The 17,129-nt window shown below is 39.0% G+C and carries 16 protein-coding genes and 1 tRNA gene; 10 read left to right on the top strand and 7 right to left on the bottom strand.

Features of this window, described 5'->3' with window-relative positions; genetic code table 11:
• Positions 1-14: 14 nt before the first annotated feature.
• Positions 15-254, bottom strand: coding sequence for a DUF2960 domain-containing protein (locus tag H5160_RS09140; protein ID WP_002963045.1), 240 nt, complete (start codon positions 252-254; stop codon positions 15-17).
• 100 nt (positions 255-354) lie between these two features.
• Between H5160_RS09140 and H5160_RS09135 the strand changes: the two genes are divergently transcribed.
• From H5160_RS09135 to H5160_RS09125, 3 genes are all read left to right on the top strand, one after another.
• Entirely contained in the window at positions 355-606 is a 252-nt protein-coding gene (locus tag H5160_RS09135) for a hypothetical protein (protein ID WP_002963043.1), read from the top strand.
• A 201-nt stretch (positions 607-807) separates the two neighbouring features.
• Entirely contained in the window at positions 808-1,425 is a 618-nt protein-coding gene (pnuC, locus tag H5160_RS09130; RefSeq protein WP_182737285.1) for a nicotinamide riboside transporter PnuC, read from the top strand.
• A 3-nt stretch (positions 1,426-1,428) separates the two neighbouring features.
• The gene (locus tag H5160_RS09125; RefSeq protein WP_182696134.1) at positions 1,429-2,235 is read left to right on the top strand and encodes a phosphotransferase; all 807 of its coding nucleotides are present in this window, start codon (positions 1,429-1,431) and stop codon (positions 2,233-2,235) included.
• Between the two features lie 3 nt (positions 2,236-2,238).
• Here H5160_RS09125 and H5160_RS09120 read toward each other — a convergent pair whose 3' ends face one another.
• On the bottom strand, positions 2,239-2,421 hold the full coding sequence (locus H5160_RS09120) for a hypothetical protein (RefSeq protein ID WP_039490259.1): 183 nt from the start codon (positions 2,419-2,421) through the stop codon (positions 2,239-2,241).
• Positions 2,422-2,667: 246 nt separating this feature from the next.
• Here H5160_RS09120 and H5160_RS09115 point away from each other — a divergent pair.
• From H5160_RS09115 to H5160_RS09105, 3 genes are all read left to right on the top strand, one after another.
• A tRNA-Arg gene (locus H5160_RS09115) sits at positions 2,668-2,742 on the top strand.
• 211 nt (positions 2,743-2,953) lie between these two features.
• A complete protein-coding gene (locus H5160_RS09110; RefSeq protein WP_182715601.1) occupies positions 2,954-3,505 on the top strand; it encodes a DinB family protein in 552 nt (183 codons plus the stop codon).
• On the top strand, positions 3,493-4,197 hold the full coding sequence (locus tag H5160_RS09105; RefSeq protein WP_002963038.1) for an NRDE family protein: 705 nt from the start codon (positions 3,493-3,495) through the stop codon (positions 4,195-4,197). The genes H5160_RS09110 and H5160_RS09105 overlap by 13 nt, the downstream gene beginning before the upstream one ends.
• A 105-nt stretch (positions 4,198-4,302) precedes the next feature.
• On the opposite strand, the gene H5160_RS09100 is transcribed toward H5160_RS09105, so the two are convergent.
• Positions 4,303-6,066: a lysophospholipid acyltransferase family protein gene (locus tag H5160_RS09100; RefSeq protein ID WP_182737284.1), complete on the bottom strand. Its 1,764-nt coding sequence runs from the start codon at positions 6,064-6,066 to the stop codon at positions 4,303-4,305.
• A gap of 336 nt (positions 6,067-6,402) precedes the next feature.
• Between H5160_RS09100 and H5160_RS09095 the strand changes: the two genes are divergently transcribed.
• Positions 6,403-7,617, top strand: coding sequence for an HD-GYP domain-containing protein (locus tag H5160_RS09095; RefSeq protein ID WP_182711846.1), 1,215 nt, complete (start codon positions 6,403-6,405; stop codon positions 7,615-7,617).
• Here the strand turns inward: H5160_RS09095 and H5160_RS20410 are convergent.
• Positions 7,577-7,900, bottom strand: coding sequence for a hypothetical protein (locus H5160_RS20410; protein WP_154903641.1), 324 nt, complete (start codon positions 7,898-7,900; stop codon positions 7,577-7,579). The two genes, H5160_RS09095 and H5160_RS20410, sit on opposite strands and share 41 nt — an antisense overlap.
• Positions 7,901-8,183: 283 nt before the next feature.
• Here H5160_RS20410 and H5160_RS09090 point away from each other — a divergent pair, with 283 nt between their 5' ends.
• Positions 8,184-9,452: an outer membrane protein transport protein gene (locus H5160_RS09090; RefSeq protein ID WP_154903642.1), complete on the top strand. Its 1,269-nt coding sequence runs from the start codon at positions 8,184-8,186 to the stop codon at positions 9,450-9,452.
• Positions 9,453-9,565: 113 nt separating this feature from the next.
• On the opposite strand, the gene H5160_RS09085 is transcribed toward H5160_RS09090, so the two are convergent.
• From H5160_RS09085 to pepA, 3 genes are all read right to left on the bottom strand, one after another.
• A complete protein-coding gene (locus H5160_RS09085; protein ID WP_182737283.1) occupies positions 9,566-12,421 on the bottom strand; it encodes a valine--tRNA ligase in 2,856 nt (951 codons plus the stop codon).
• A 53-nt stretch (positions 12,422-12,474) separates the two neighbouring features.
• Positions 12,475-12,921, bottom strand: coding sequence for a DNA polymerase III subunit chi (locus tag H5160_RS09080; protein WP_002962020.1), 447 nt, complete (start codon positions 12,919-12,921; stop codon positions 12,475-12,477).
• Positions 12,922-13,070: 149 nt separating this feature from the next.
• Positions 13,071-14,582 (bottom strand): leucyl aminopeptidase, encoded by a 1,512-nt coding sequence (gene pepA, locus H5160_RS09075; RefSeq protein ID WP_024595639.1) that lies wholly within the window; start codon positions 14,580-14,582, stop codon positions 13,071-13,073.
• Positions 14,583-14,891: 309 nt separating this feature from the next.
• Between pepA and lptF the strand changes: the two genes are divergently transcribed.
• Together lptF and lptG are read left to right on the top strand one after the other, a co-directional pair.
• Positions 14,892-16,004, top strand: a complete 1,113-nt coding sequence (lptF, locus tag H5160_RS09070) for an LPS export ABC transporter permease LptF (RefSeq protein ID WP_002962016.1) — start codon at positions 14,892-14,894, stop codon at positions 16,002-16,004.
• Positions 16,001-17,068 (top strand): LPS export ABC transporter permease LptG, encoded by a 1,068-nt coding sequence (gene lptG, locus H5160_RS09065; protein WP_182737279.1) that lies wholly within the window; start codon positions 16,001-16,003, stop codon positions 17,066-17,068. The genes lptF and lptG overlap by 4 nt, the downstream gene beginning before the upstream one ends.
• Positions 17,069-17,129 lie beyond the last annotated feature (61 nt).

Below are 17,129 nucleotides of genomic sequence, written 5' to 3'. Positions count from 1 at the left end.
CCAATTGGGTATAATTACTCTTTTATAAAGTAAATGTCGCTAAAGCCCATACGGGCAAATTCTTGGTCGCGAAAGTTACGAACAGAAGCAGACCCTTTTGAGGTCATTTCTATTTGGCGTACCATATTTAAGTAATTTGTTAAATCAATACCCTCGGCAGCAGCAATAGCTTGATACATGTCGTGGTATTTATCTTTTGCGAAGTTAATTTCGCGCGGTTGGTTTTTAAATGTATACGTTATTCTGCGTGCCATAATAAGCTCAGTTAAATTGAGTGTTAGTATAATTTTACACTGTATTGAACTGGCATTGAATGATTTGTTTAAATCAAATAATTAAAAAGTAGAGTTTAAAATGAAATTATCAGTAGAGATCAGTAAATATCCACTTCACCAAGATTACATTCCGTTTATTAAAGGCTTTATTGACCGCTTAAACGAATACGAAAATTTAAAAGTGATTACTAATACGCTATCAACGCAAATTTTTGGTGATTATGATTTAGTAATGCAGGTGTTAAATACCGAAATTAAGCGCTCATATGAAGAATTTGGTAAAGCTATTTTTGTATGTAAGTTTCTCTCTGGCGACTTATCGCCTGAATAATCTATAATACCAATCTGCATAAATCTTTGATCAATTTAACGAATTAAATTGCACTATAACGTCGTTAAAAATTTTTTATTTAGAACAACTAGATACAAAAATTTTTTCCTAGTTTTAGCGTGATTTTCTTAACGTTAAATAGACCCCGTATATAAGCAGATTGGTATAACAAATGGCGCAACTAAACGGTGATTGCATAATATGGACTTTTTAACACAAACCTTAAGCGGTTTTACAGCAATGTCGCATTGGGAATACATTGCGGTAGGATTGTCGATGGCGTACTTATTATTGGCAATAAAGGAAAGCTTATGGTGTTGGCCGGCGGCATTTTTTAGCACGCTCATTTATACAATTATGTACTGGAATGGCGCATTGCTCATGGAGTCGTTACTTAATTTTTATTATATGTATATGGCTGTGTTTGGATGGGTTGTATGGAGAAAAGGCAAAGCTGAAAATTTAAATATTACATCGTGGTCGATAAACCGTCATGCTGTTTTAATTAGTTTAACAACCGTAGCTGCAATTACAATTGGTTACGTTATGCAAAACTATACGTATGCCGATTTTGCTTATCTTGATAGTTTCACAACGTGTTTTGCCGTAGTAACTACTTACTTAGTTGCTAAAAAAGTCCTCGAAAACTGGCTGTACTGGATTGTAATAGATGCAGCTTCCATGTATTTATATTATGAAAAAGGCTATTACCCAACGCTTGCGCTCTTTATATTTTATACCATTATGGCCGCGTGGGGCTTTAAAACTTGGTACGAAGAGTACGAACAAAGCCAAGCTAAGCCGCTAGCTCAGCTTTAATTAATGATTGAGCATAATCAACTAGTAAAAATGTGTAGGGCGTTTATAGAGCCTACTAGCGTTACTTCAAGCGAGCGACTACTAAATGGTTTTAGTAACGATAATTTTTTAATACGTACCAAACAACAAGGGTATTTATTAAAGTGTTATAAAAGCCATTGGCCAGCCATAGGACTTGAAGCACAGCGTTTTTTAAGTGAGCTTAATATATGTCCTGCGCCTGTTTGGCTCGATAAAAAGAATAGCCGTGCGGTATTTAATTATATTGAAGGTAATACAGCGCAATCGGATATAACGCTTAGCTTTATTAATAAACTTGCCCAAGTACATAATTACAAAGCGTCTACCGCGCCAATGGATATAGCTAAAGAGCTGCATTTTTATCAAAGCACCGGCGTATATACGCAATATAAACCTCAAATAGAGCAGGCACTCAAAGTAGTTGCAGCCATGCAATTTGATGAAGGCTTTTGTCATAATGACTTGGTAAAAGATAACATTATTGTAAATGCTTCGGGCATGTATTTAATTGATTTTGAGTACGCGCAAACTAACGATGTATATTTTGATTTGGCAGCCCTTGCAGTGAGCTTTAATCTTAATGAGAGCAGTGACAGTACATTGTTAAACAACTATAAAAATAGCGTTGATAAAACAAGCACGTTTTACCCATCAATAGATAAGCTAAATTACTATAAACTGTTTTTTTTGGTGTTATGTATTGCTTGGTATGAGGAGCGCAACATAACTAGTAAATCTATAATGTTACGTGCGCAGCTAAATAAACTTGTTACTAATACTTTTTTATAAAAGTTACAAACCACCAAAGCGTTCAGCGAGCTCTTTGTACTTTGTTACTTCGGCCGCATCAAATTGTGGTTCGCCATTCTCGTCTTCAGATTTAGCAATTAATAAACTTTCTCTAGAGAGGCGTTTTACACGCTCTACTTTTACACCTAAAAATTCAGCGACTTGCTCAGTAGACATTAAACTCATCATTATTTCCTCGTATTAAACTAATCCTCACAGCGACAATCATAATTTTAATGTTACTAAACCGTTACTGTTTCTTATCTAATAAGAATAAATAGCGTGTTTTTAAGCCTTTGTGAAGTGTTTTATTTAAAAGAGTTTAATTAATAAGCATATAAGCTGATCTTACTGGTATTTATTTAAAGATCTCTTTATCATTGCGGGTGCTAAAGCACTGATATCGCGAGTTGGTGTGGCGGCAACAAATGTGCTCTCGTGGTGAAATGGATATCACGTGGCCCTCCGGAGGCTGAGTTGTAGGTTCGATCCCTACCGAGAGCGCCATTTGCTTTTATATGTATTAATTATCCTCTCTATATTACCTAGCTTCTTATTAATTACTCTTGTATTTAAAAATGCATTTACTGCAAAAACTTTGAAAGTTAATTTTAAAAACAGCTTTCTAGTTATTTATACAATGCAAAATTAGCATCCAAAAATCATGTTGTAATTATTTGCATATAAGTTTTAGTGATAAATGAGGAAGACCGATTTAATGTTAAATAGTCAATTAGAGATACTAGCTCAAGGACACGCTTATCTTGAAGGTGTAACTAAAGAGGACTATTCCCAAGTCATCACTCCTAACTTTATTAGCTCGGCTGGAGCTCATATGCGACATATTATCGATCATTATCAATCTTTAATGACCGGCTTTAGCACGCAAAAAGTAGATTATGATTGCCGCTTAAGAGGAGGAGATATTGAAAACTCTCCAACTGCTGCAATAAAAAAAATTGCCGAAATAACAACGTGGATTGAACAGCTAAGTCCAGATGATTTTAATAAACCGTTATCACTTTCAAGCGAAGTTTCAATTAAAAGCAAAAATGTACAAACAGTAACCACATCACTTGCGCGAGAGCTTATTTTTGTAGGCAGTCACGCTGTGCACCATTACGCGATGATTTCACAAATTTCTTTTGCTCAAAAGTCGCAGCTCGATCAAAGCTTTGGTTTAGCACCAAGTACAGCTACTTTTTTAAGAGAAAATAGCCAGCCAGCCAGCACAACAAAAATCGATGCAAAATTAAAATGTGCACGTTAAGCTACTTTTTAACTGATGATGGCTACGAGCTATTTTTTAATCGCGATGAGCAAAAAACACGAGAAACGGCAATCGCTCCAAGTAAGCACCAGGGCAATGCAATTTTCCCCATTGATCCGCAAGGAGGAGGTACTTGGCTTGGGGTATCGCATTTTGGGCAAACACTCGCATTATTAAACGATTACCAAAGTGTATTTGATATAACTGCGGTAAAGCATAGTAGAGGTTTGTTAATCCCTCATTTACTGAGCAATAAAGCCCCTGCATTGTACCAATTACAAAACATGGATTTATCGGGCTACGCGCCTTTTAAGTTATGTATTTTTCCGGATGGACTATCGATAAATAACAATAACGTGGTTTTTGTTAGGTGGGATGCAAAGCAGTTGATCCACTGCCAAGTTGAACCACTTGCTACGTCATCAGGTGTTGAGCTTGAAACGGTGACACAAAAACGTAAACAACAATTTAAGCAACTTATTGATTTAAGACATCCTGAAAGTGAGCAGTTTTTAGCGTTTCATTACAGTAAAGCCGAACAAGGGCAATATGGCGTAAATATGCTAAGGGAAGATGCAATGACGGTCAGTATTAGCCATATTAAAGTTGGTAACACTATACGTTTTAATTATTTTGATAAGCAGTCTCAGCTCATTAGTAGCATTGGTTGTTTAAAAGTGGCTGCTGCTTAACTAAATATTTTTATAGCTGTTACATAACTAAAAAAGTCGACGCAATTAATCACGTCGACTTTTTTGCTCAATTTTTACCTGCTATATTAATACAGCAGGTAAAAATTATGAGTGATTTATATAATCATCCTTTTTATCACCAAGGTAGAGCTTAAGTAGCTTTTCAGGCGCACTTGGTAGGTGCACACTTAAAAGTAATCCTGGCGTGTGATTAAAGTTGCTATCAATGCCCATGCAATGAAATTGAGCGCCTAGCTTATGGTATTGCTTTAATAAAATCGGTATGTCTTTTTTATCTTCTTCTATTCCCATAACCAATGCTGATACATGGCTTATATTTAACGTGTGGTCATTAATAAAGTATTCAAACTCTGGGTGGAGCTTATTATTAAAAGGCGTATTGGCGCTAACACCTTGTTTATTATTAACCATTGCATGGTCAATAATTGCAACAGAACGAGGGTCATAAAGTTTACTTAATGAAACCGTGCCATATAAAGTCCTATAGCGTGGATTTTGCGCCATAAACGCACCAATCCCTTTAAATAGCAGTAATAAACCATGGTAACTGCCCTGATGTTTTTGAACTATAAACGATCGACCCATTTCTAAGCACGGCTGTTGCTGATTAATAAAAGAAGGTTCAAAGTTAAACATTTGCGATAAATAAAGAGCGCTCACGTCGCTATTTTTTTGTAATAAATCGGTTTGTCCAATTCTATAAGCACCAATAATTTCTTCATTTTTATGATCAAAAATAAACAAATGCATGTAAGTCGCATCAAACTTATCTGTGTCGCATGGCTCGCCACTTCCTTCGTTTAATGTGCGAAAAGTTATTTCTCTGAGGCGTGTTATTTCAGTAACGCAATTAGGTATTTGCTCTTGGTAGCCGTAATAAACTGAGTAACCTTTAAAGTCGACTAAGTGCTGCTCGCTTGGCAAGTTGGCAAGCTCATTTTTCATTTTTGTTTTATCAACTTCCTGCATAATGGCTTTTAGTTGCATTGATTGGGCATCGTCTTGCCAAGGTGTTACAAAGCGTTCATCGTTTAAATAACAAAGCAGGCGCGCAATATCGTTAATGTCGTCAGTTTTTTCAAACTTATTTAATAATTTGGGTGTAAGTAAATTACCAGCACTTAAGCTAATAGAGCTTTTTTGAATTTTAAGTAATTCACGTATTAGCATTAATAATCTAAATCGGTAGTAAATGCGTCCCAAATTGTAAAACATAGGGCTATTTTGACCACTAATAAACACAGGTAATAAAGGGGCTTGTGTTTTTAAGGCTAGTTGAGCCGCTAAGCGATTCCATTGTCCGTCGGTTACACGTTGTTTTTTTGATTGAAAAAACGAAACCCTGCCAGCAGGAAAAACCACAAGTAAGCCATCATTTTTAACATGACTAAAACACTGTTTTATTGCGCTGGTATTAATGGCTGCTTTTGGTTTTAGTGGGTTAGCAAAAATAAAATAGTCTTTAATTTCTTTAAATATTTTTAAACCCACGTTAGCCATTACTTTTGTATCGCTACGATAATGGGTGAGTAAATTTGCAATTATTACGCCCTCAATCATGCCATAAGGATGATTACATACCACTATGCAAGGGCCATGCTTTGGTATTTTGTCAATAACACCTTGTGCACCAAGCACATTTATACCTAATACATTTAACAGCTTTTCACTAAACTCTTGTTTATCTAAACCCGATAAATTATTAGAGAGGTATATATCACGCAGCTTATTGATGCCCAATAGGCTATCGAGTAGCGGAGCGGCTATTTTTAGTATATGACTCAAAGGAGAAACGGTGCTTATTGCCGCTACACTTAAGTTTGATACGGGGTGGTTTAATTTTGTCATATACGTTGATGCTCTTAAATTTTTATAGCTGTTGTGTATATTTAGACCGAGGAAAAACCACATTATGTTCAAATTAGGTTAATTAAGTTTGTTTAAAAGCGTAAAAATAATACTCAAATAGTCTTTTAAGTGCTAAATGGTTGTAGGTTATTAAGAAAATAGAAGAGGGTTTTAATTATCCATAAAATAAGATTACCCACTACAGCTAATAAGAGTGATACAGCAAGTAATCCTTTGTAGTTATATATCACTACTTACAACTCAAAAACTAGACTTTTAAGCTTAATTAATGCTATTTAAGGTACATCTACTTTAAATGTAAAAAATCTCACCTTTATGCTAATTACTTTGCCTGTGTCTGAGCTCACCCCTGGTATGTACGTTGATAGCGTTACTAAGCAACACGAGGGGATCAATAGCATAAAAATTAAGACCAGTGGCTTGGTGCGCGACAAATCTATTATTAAGCGTTTAGTGTCTGAAGGGGTGCTCGAGCTGCTTATAGATTTTACTAAAGGTGATGCGCCAGTTCCTGCCAAATATAAGCCCCAAAGCGCACCTAAAACATCTAATAGCCAAAAAAAAGTAGAAAAAACACCTATAGCTATTTCTATCGAACAGGAGTTTGCTAAAGCGACTGTAAATTACGATCAGCATGGCCGAAAGTTACAATCATTATATGGCGATTTAACATCTGGCCTGAGTGTTAATATAAAAGTGCTTGATGAAATTGCCAGCGAGATAGTCAGCTCAGTTTTTCGTAATGCTAACGCTATGACTATTCTTACTCGTATAAAAGACAAACATAGCTATAACTGGCGGCATATGATCAACTGCGCCATTTTTACTGCTGTATTTGCTAAATACTTAGGGTATGGAAAAGCTGTTGTACAAGAGCTTGCAATGGGGGCGTTACTTCATGACTTGGGCCAAGCTAAATTACCGCAGGGTATATTTTCCAAGCCAACTAAACTAAGTAATAACGAGCTAGCAGCAATTAAAAAGCATGTTGCCCAAGGTTTAGGTTTAGTTAAAGGTGAGAAGGGTATAACTCCCCTTATGCTCGATATGATAGTAAATCATCATGAGCGTTTAGATGGCTCTGGTTATCCGCGAGGCCTGCAAGCTGAAAAGTTAAGTCGCCCGGCGCGTATAATGGCAATTGTAGATGTGTACGATGCTATGACAGCCGATAGAATGCACCAAGAGGGTGATGAGCCTATTAATGCATTACGCTACTTATTAGCCAATAAGCACTTGTTTGATGGTGAGTTAGTTCAGCGCTTTATAAAGTGTTTAGGGGTCCATCCGGTAGGAACTATTGTAAAATTAACGAATGAACGTTTAGCCTTAGTGCTTGAAGGGAACGTATTAAATCCTATTAAACCTAAAATTAAGCTATTTTATAATGCTAAGCATAATCATCATGTTACACCTAAAGACATAGATTTAAGTGAGCACACCCAAGAGCTTAAAATACTAGCGAGTGTTAAGCCTCTTGATTATCAGATTAATTTGTCTCGCCTGCTAAAAGAGCATTTGTTGAACTAGTTTTACTGCATTGCCTTTTTTTAGTTTGTTTTGCAGAAATAAACGCACCCAAAAAACAACTCCCCATCAGTGTTAACCATAGCAAAGTACCTAACTCTACATGCAATGCAAAACAACAAAGCGCTAAAGAAATCAACGCATTTAACATTGCCCCTAACCAATAATGGTTTACGGGGTTATCGCATTGTCCTGCTTGAGTGCATGCGCAGTAGTTTGCTTTGTAAAAGCAAAATACACTCGCCCCACAAAATATTAGCCCTGTAATAATAAATAAAATGATCACAGTTTTACTTCCTTTGCGATTTTATAGTGAGTGTAATTTGCTATATATTTCAAGTCAATCTAAATGATAATTAATTACAATTAGAGCTTTAACTCTAATAACACATTTCTCATCCGATGAGTTTTAAATAGTTGTTAAAATGTCGTTAAATAACATGTTTTTTGCTGTTTTTTGACGCATTCATAGAGTTTTTTACAAAAAATTAAGGTAGTGTAGCAAAGTTTCAAATCCTAATAACAACACACATAGTACCCAGACAGTCAGTTTGGTTAAGGACTCAACAATGAAATTTTCTAAAACTCTTATTGCAGCTTCGCTTGCATTTGTTTCAGCTGATAGCTTTGCTGCTGCGTTTCAATTATCAGAGCAAAATGCATCGGGTTTAGGCCGTGCATACGCTGGTGAAGCTTCTATCGCAGACGATGCGTCTGTAGTTGCACGTAACCCAGCACTAATGACTTTATTTAAAGATAAACAACTAAGTGTTGCTGCTATTGGTGTAATTCCAGATGTAAGTATTGAAGGCGAAAGTACTAATAACGGTATTGACCCAAGTGCATTAGATGACGACAGCATTGCACCAAGTGCTGTAGTACCTGCTGTTTACTTTACTATGCCTTACAACGATAAAGTATCGATTGGTTTTGGCGCATTTTCTAACTTTGGTTTATCTACAGAGTTTAACGACGAATACGTTGCTGGCCAAATTGCTGGCGAAACAGAAATCTTTACTGTTAACCTTAATGCAAGCGTTGCTTATAAAGTAACTGAGCAATTCAGCTTTGGTATTGGTTTAAACGCTATTTATGCTGATGCAACTGTTATTCGTAAAGTGGGTGCTAATGCAAGCGGTATTGATTTTGGTGCTGATGCTGTAAACCTTCAAGGTGATGATACTGGTTTTGGTTTAAACGTTGGTTTAATGTACCAGCTAGATGATAACAGCCGTTTTGGTTTTAACTATCGTAGCGAAACAGACATCACATTTGATGGTGACTTCTCAAACGATCTACCAGCAGCTATTGGTGGTACAGGCGGCGCTAAGCTACCAGGAGCTGTTGATCTAACACTACCAGCTATTGCTGAGTTTTCTGGCTCACATCAGTTAGATGATAAGTTAGGCCTACATTACAGTGTATTATGGACAGGTTGGAGCAGCTTTGAATCACTAGAAGCACAAGTAACGTTACCAACTGGTGATAAGTTTGTTGCGTTTGAAAAGCAAGAGCAGTTTGATGACTCTTTCAGATACTCTGTAGGTGCTGATTACCAATACAACGAAGATTTACTACTTCGTGCCGGTGTTGCATTTGATGAGTCTCCAGTATCACAAACGCACCTATCAATCTCTATTCCTGATACCGATCGCTTTTGGTTCTCGTTTGGCGGTAACTACACAATTGATCAAAACTCTAACGTTGATCTTGGTGTAAGTATCATCCGTGGTAAAACACAAACGTTCACAGAAGCTGATGACTCGGGCAGCCAGTGGGGCTTCGAATCTAAAGGCCACGCGGTATTACTTGGCGCTCAGTATAACTACAAGTTTTAATGTAGAAGTGTCTCGTGGTTAATCACAGGGCACAAAAAAGCCGCTCACTTTAATTAAAGTGAGCGGCTTTTTTAATGCCTATTAAATAGTGTTAATAGGCATTTTATGAAAGCTTATAAGCTTTCTATTTTAGTTTTTTGCTCAAGTAGCTTAGTTTTAGCATCGCTAAACTCAGCCAGTTTTGCATTTTCTTTAGCAAGTACCGCTTCAGGTGCGTTATTAACAAACTTTTCGTTAGCGAGTTTGTTTTGCACTTGTGCTAGGCCTTTTTCTGCTTTTTCGAGTTGCTTATTAATACGTGAAAGCTCGGCTTCTACATCAATTAAGCCCGCCATTGGGATCATGATCTCAAGGTTGCCAACATAAGACGTTGCACATGCAGGTGCGTCGTCTTTGTTTTCAAGCATTGTAAACTCTTCAATTTTTGCAAGTGATGCTAAAAATGATTTGTTTTCTTCAATACGGCGCACGTCGTCGCTTGATGCATTAGCAAGTAATACGCTAAGCGGTTTACTTGGGCTAATATCCATTTCACCACGAATATTACGAATAGCTAAAATGAATTGTTTAACCCACTCTAAGTCATCCATAGCTTTAGCATCAACGCTTGCTTCATTATATACAGGGAACGGCTGAACCATAATGCTGGTGTTTGCTGTTTCAAGGCCTGCAAGCGGTGCAACACGTTGCCAAATCGTTTCAGTGATGTACGGCATCATTGGGTGCATTAAACGCAGTAAGCTTTCAAGTACGGTAATAAGTGTATTACGTGTACCACGTTGCTGTGCTTCATTACCTTTAAATAATACCGGCTTAGTTAGCTCTAAGTACCAATCACAGAACTGGTTCCATGTGAATTCGTAAAGCGTGTTAGCAGCTAAGTCAAAACGGTAGTTATCAAGGTGTTCAGTGAACGTTTTAACTGTTGACTCAAATTGACCTAAAATCCAGCGGTCAGCTAATGAAAGCTCTTTTTGTGCATCGTTTGCAAAACCACAGTCTTGCTCTTCTGTATTCATTAATACGTAACGGCTCGCGTTCCATAATTTATTACAGAAGTTACGGTAACCTTCAAGGCGGTTCATGTCCCAGTTAATATCACGACCGGTAGATGCCATTGCAGCAAGTGTAAAGCGAAGGGCGTCGGTGCCGTGTGCCTCAATACCGCCTGCAAATACTTTACGCGTATCTTTTTCAATTTTAGCGGCAAGTTTTGGCTGCATCATGTTACCAGTACGTTTTTGTACTAGGTCTTCAAGTTCAATGCCGTCAATCATGTCTAGTGGGTCAAGTACGTTACCTTTTGACTTAGACATTTTATCGCCATTGTCATCACGTATTAAGCCCGTTACATATACGGTTTTAAACGGAACTTGTGGTTTGCCATTTTCGTCTTTTACAAAGTGCAGCGTCATCATAATCATGCGCGCAACCCAGAAGAAAATAATATCAAAACCAGTTACCAACACGTCAGACGGGTGGAAGGTTTTTAAATCATCGGTATTTTCAGGCCAACCTTGTGTAGAGAACGTCCAAAGCGCTGATGAGAACCACGTATCAAGTACGTCTTCGTCTTGGCTTAGCGTTACGTTATCTGCAATGTTGTTTTCACGGCGAACTTCGGCTTCGTCGCGACCAACAAATACATTGCCTTCACTGTCGTACCAAGCTGGAATGCGGTGACCCCACCAAAGCTGGCGTGAAATACACCAATCTTGTACGTCGTTCATCCACGAGAAGTACATGTTTTCGTATTGCTTAGGTACAAATTGAATGTCGCCGTTTTTAACAGCGTCTTTTGCAGGTTCAGCAAGTGGTGCAACACGTACATACCATTGGTCGGTAAGCAGTGGCTCAATTACCACACCAGAGCGATCGCCGTAAGGAACCGTTAAACCATGGTCTTCAATTTTTTCAAGTAAACCTAGTTCTTCAAATTCTGCCACAATTGCTTTACGCGCTGCAAAACGATCTAGGCCGTGCAAGCGCTCAGGTATTGGTGCATCAAACTCAAGCTCTTTACCGTCAAAGGTGTATGTTTCACCTTGGGTAAGAATAGCGGCGTCTTTATCGAAAATGTTGATCATAGGCATTTGATGACGCTTGCCCACTTCGTTATCGTTAAAGTCGTGCGCTGGGGTTATTTTTACACAGCCCGTGCCTTTATCTTTATCGGCGTGTTCGTCAGCAACAATTTTAATACGACGATTAACGATGGGTAATAAAATCTCTTTACCGATTAAATCTGTGTAGCGCTCATCATCAGGATTTACTGCAACACCTGAGTCACCCAACATGGTTTCAGGACGTGTTGTTGCTACTACTATGTAGTCTTTTCCGTCTTGTGTTGTAACGCCATCAGCTAATGGGTAACGTAAGTTCCACATGTGGCCTTGCTTGTCTTTGTTTTCAACTTCAAGATCAGAAATAGCCGTGTGTAATTTTGGATCCCAGTTTACTAGGCGCTTGCCTCGGTAAATTAGGTTTTCTTTATGGAGGCGTACAAACACTTCTTTAACAGCTTCAGATAAACCATCATCCATGGTAAAGCGTTCACGATCCCAATCAACCGATGCGCCAAGGCGACGAAGCTGCTTAGTGATAGTACCGCCAGATTCTTTTTTCCATTCCCAGATTTTATTAATAAAATCTTCGCGGCCTAAATCGTGGCGTGTTTTGCCTTCTTCGGCATGCAGTTTACGCTCAACCAACATTTGCGTTGCAATACCTGCGTGGTCAGTACCTACTTGCCATAATGTGTTGTTACCTTGCATACGTTTAAAACGCGTTAGGGTATCCATTATTGTATCTTGGAAGGCGTGGCCCATGTGTAAGCTACCAGTGACATTTGGCGGCGGGATCATAATTGAATATGGTACGCCTTGGCCAGATGGCTTAAAGTAGCCTTTTTGTTCCCAGTCTTGATATAGAGACTGTTCAATATCTTGCGGATTGTAGGTTTTATCCATTACACAGAACCTTAAATAAGTACTTAAATTAGTTGGTTAGTTTGCCTGATTGGCTAGCTATTAATATCTTGCGTGGTGAGATTGGCACCGAGTTGGCGTAGCTTTTTAAAACGCTCGCGGGCTGCTTGCTTAGCAGCTGGTTCTACGGGTACAAAATCAAAAACTTGGTTAAACCGACGAATGTAATCCGGTAACTGAGTAGCCAAGTTAATTAAAACTTTACGATTGCCAACAGGTGGCGTAATACCAATTTCTACAGGTGCGCCGCCTTTAGGGCCTTCACCTTGTAAATTATGTGGCACAAAACTATCTGGATCGAATGCCCAAATTATTTCATCAATGGCACAGGCTGCTTCGTTATCGTTAACACAAATAAACACACGCTGCCCATTTCGATACTGATCGGCCGCAATTTGAGCTGCCAATGCAAAATGATCGTCAGCCTTCGCTTTAGACTCATCTTGTTGCTTTAGAACGAAAAATTTAGCGTTCATGTTCATTGTATCGGGGTTTCCCATGACATTGAATGTATACCAAATTGATATACACAAATTAAGAGGCAGATTTTGCCATATAACGGGGTTTGCTTCAATTAATACACAAATAAATAAGGCGCCAAATGGCGCCTTATAAATAGCTAAATAGATTATTAATCGTGCGTAGCTTCGCTTACACCCGCTCGATTTAATAAATACTGAGTAAGCATAGGAACAGGACGGCCCGTTGCGCCTTTTTTAGCGCCACTGCGCCACGCTGTACCGGCAACATCTAAATGTGCCCAATTATACTTTTTAGTAAATTTAGATAAGAAACATGCCGCAGTAATAGTACCCGCAGAGCGTCCACCTAAGTTCGTAAAGTCAGCAAATGGGCTTTCTAGTTGATCTTGATAGTCATCCCATAACGGTAACTGCCATGCACGGTCGCCACTTTGCTCAGACGCTTTTAATAAATCGTGCGCAAGTGGGTTATGGTTTGATAGTAAACCAGTAGCATGCGCGCCAAGGGCTACAATACACGCGCCAGTTAGCGTTGCTACGTCAATAACCGTATCTGGATTAAAGCGTTCAACATATGTTAGTGCGTCACATAATACTAAGCGGCCTTCAGCGTCGGTGTTTAATACTTCAACTGTTTGCCCTGACATTGTTGTTAAAATATCACCTGGACGATACGCATTTGAGCCAGGCATGTTTTCACAACCCGCTAAAACACCAATAACGTTAATCGGCAATTGCATTTGTGCAAGTGCACGCATTGCGCCAATAACGCCTGCTGCTCCGCCCATGTCGTATTTCATTTCGTCCATGCCTTCGCCTGGTTTTAATGAAATACCGCCTGAATCAAACGTTAGACCTTTACCAACAAGTACAATAGGGGCTTGGTCATCAGCGGCGCCTTTGTAGTTAATAATCGACATAATCGATTCGTTATCACTACCTCGGCCAACAGCTAGGTAAGAGTTCATACCAAGTTCTGCCATTTGCTTTTCGTCAATAAGATCAACAGTGATGTTGTCAAAATCAGTTGCCAGCTCTTGTGCTTGTTCACCTAAGTACACAGGATTACAAATATTTGGTGGCATATTAGCTACGTCTTTACATAGCTTACTACCTGCTGCAATGGCTAAACCATGCTCAATAGCGCTTTCGCCAATAGTTAGTTCGCGTCGTGTTGGTACGTTAAACACCATTTTACGCAGTGGACGGCGAGGGTCTACTTTTTTACTTTTCAGTTGGTTGAACGTATATAAGCAGTCTTGCGTTGTCTCAACTGCCTGACGTACTTTCCAGTAGGTGTCGCGACCTTTAACGTGTTGCTCTGTTAAAAAGCAGACTGCTTCCATAGAGCCCGTTTCGTTTAAGGTATTAATAGTTTTAGAAATGATTTGTTTATATTGCTTATCATCAAGCTCACGCTCTTTACCACAACCAACAAGCAATATGCGCTCGCTTAATACATTAGGTACATGATGCAATAATAAAACTTGGCCTGGCTTACCTTCTAAATCGCCACGGCGAAGTAAATTAGAGATATAACCATCACTAATTTTATCGAGTTGTTCACCAATGGGGGATAACCTACGTGGCTCGTAAACGCCAACCACAATACATGCGCTGCGCTGTTTTTCTGGGCTACCACTTTTTACGTTAAATTCCATTGTTACTCCTGGTTTTGAGTCGTTTAAGTTACTAAGTTGGGGCTAAAAAAGTATTTTCTAGTCTTATCTACGTAACTTATGTAAGGATAATTCTTATTTTAGCTGATTTTGTTAGACTCTTACTGTGTAATTGAACTTTATATGCTTAAGGGCTACTAATGCAACATTATATCGTGCACTTAGGTAGGATAATTAATTTTGATGGCTTATAATAATAGCCTATTTGCCGGTATTAATTGGGTAAAATAGCTATTTAACTATTCAATTCTCACTATCGTAGTGAAATTCCATGTTTAACAGGGGCGAGCATTGCTAATTTTCCGTTATTTGACCGCTGAGGTTTTAAAATCGCAGGTCGCCGTATTTTTAACTTTGATGACAATATTTTTGTCACAAAAGTTAGTTGGTATTTTAGGTGATGCCTCTGAGGGCAGCATTCCTGCTAAATTAGTGCTATCGATGATTGCACTAAAACTTCCACAACTAGCCTCGCTAATACTTCCGCTGAGTATATTTTTAGGCATTATTTTAGCCTACAGCCGTATTTACGCCGATAGCGAAATGACCGTACTTAAAGCCTGTGGCGTAAGTGAATGGTATGTTGTGCGCGTAACACTTATATCAAGTGTAGGGCTTGCTATATTAGCCGCAGCACTGACTATGTATATTGCGCCGTGGGCAAGCGAGCAAGAGTATCAATTAAAAGAACAAGCCAAAGCCGATGCGGGGCTATCCGCACTCAGAGCTGGGCGGTTCCAAGAAACCGGTAACGAAAAAGCCGTGGTGTTTATTCATAATATTGAAAAGGGTGGCAAAGAGCTCAATAAGGTATTTGTTGCACAGTTACCCGATAGCGAAAAAGGCAACCTAGCGCGCTTAGTATATGCAGAGCAAGGTGTTGTGGTTGAAGCCGTAAATGGTGAGCAACAGCTCGTGCTAACAGACGGTAAACGCTACGAAACAGATGGCACAACGCCTGCACTTAACTTAACAGAATTTGATGGTTACAGCGTACAAATACGAGAACAAGAAATAGAACACCAACGCCGTAAATTAGAGGCTGTGCCAACTAACCAATTATTGGCTATAAATACTCCTGAATCTATTGCTCAATGGCAATGGCGACTCGCTATTCCGTTATCAATTCCGCTTCTTACCTTACTGGCAGTACCGCTAAGTGTGGTTAATCCTCGCCAAGGTAAATTTGCAAAACTAGTACCTGCTATAAGCTTGTACTTAGGCTATTTTATTTTACTAAATGCCGCTAAATTTGCAGTTGAAGATGGCAAAATTCCGCCTTCAATTGGCTTGTGGTGGATTCATCTAAGTGCCTTGTTTATAGGTGGATTATTAATTATAAAAGGGCGACCGTTGGGCGCTTGGCTTAAAGCCGTTGTAACTAAGCGGGAGTTAGGCTCATGATGAAAACGCTTGATTGGTATTTAGGTCGCAGTATTTTACAAACTACCGGCTTTGCATTGTTGGTACTTGTTGGTATTAGCACCTTAATTAAGTTTATCGACCAGCTAAAGTCGGTAGGGCGTGGCAGTTACGATTTAATGACCGCAATGCTTTACACGCTTTACACAATACCTGGCGATTTAGTGGTGTTTTTTCCGATGGCTGCGCTAATTGGTGGCCTAACGGGTTTGGGGGCACTTGCCTCAAACAGTGAGCTGGTAGTGATGCAAGCGGCTGGTATGTCGCGCTTACAAATAATTGGCTCTGTGATGAAAACGGCCATATTTATGGCTGTATGCATGATGGCACTTGGCGAATGGGGTGCACCTGAAGCGCAATTACACGCTAAAGAAATGCGTAACCAAGCAATACATGGCGGCGATGTATTTAACACACAAAAAGGTGTATGGGCTAAAGACGGCAGCAATTTTATTAATATTGAAGATGTTGACGAAAACGGCAGGCTCAACGGGGTACACATGTACCACTTTGACAAATCGTTAGAGCTTACCCAAATCACTAAAGCAAAAGATGCACTGAGCCGAAAAGATGGCTGGCTACTTCGTGACGTAAATAAGGTTATTATTACTAGCGAAAAAACCACAACAGAGCAATTACCTGAAGAGTTTTATTCTTCGCAATTGACCGCTGAAAAGTTAGGAGTTGTGTCGGTAAAACCAGAGTCACTTTCATTTACCGGGCTTTGGTCGTATTTAACTTACTTAGAGCAAAACGAACAAGACACTAGTACCTACGATCTTGCACTGTGGCGTAAGCTTATGCAGCCTGTATCTGTAGCGGTAATGCTGCTGGTGGCGCTCTCGTTTATATTTGGCCCACTGCGTACCGTTACTATGGGCGCACGTATTATTATGGGTGTTGTAACGGGGATCGTGTTTCACTTAACTAATGAAATATTTGGCCCTGTAGTTATGGTTTACCAAATACCTGCCATTATAGGGGCGGTATTACCTAGTATTATATTTATAGGCTTTGCGACATATTTGATGAATAAACGGGTATAGAGTACCTATTCAAAGTATGAAAAAGGGTGACCAGTGGTCACCCTTTTTGCTTTTTAATTAC

This window comes from Pseudoalteromonas sp. SG43-4, assembly GCF_014164325.1.
GTDB lineage: Bacteria > Pseudomonadota > Gammaproteobacteria > Enterobacterales > Alteromonadaceae > Pseudoalteromonas > Pseudoalteromonas distincta.
This window is presented reverse-complemented; position numbering and strand designations above follow the sequence as displayed.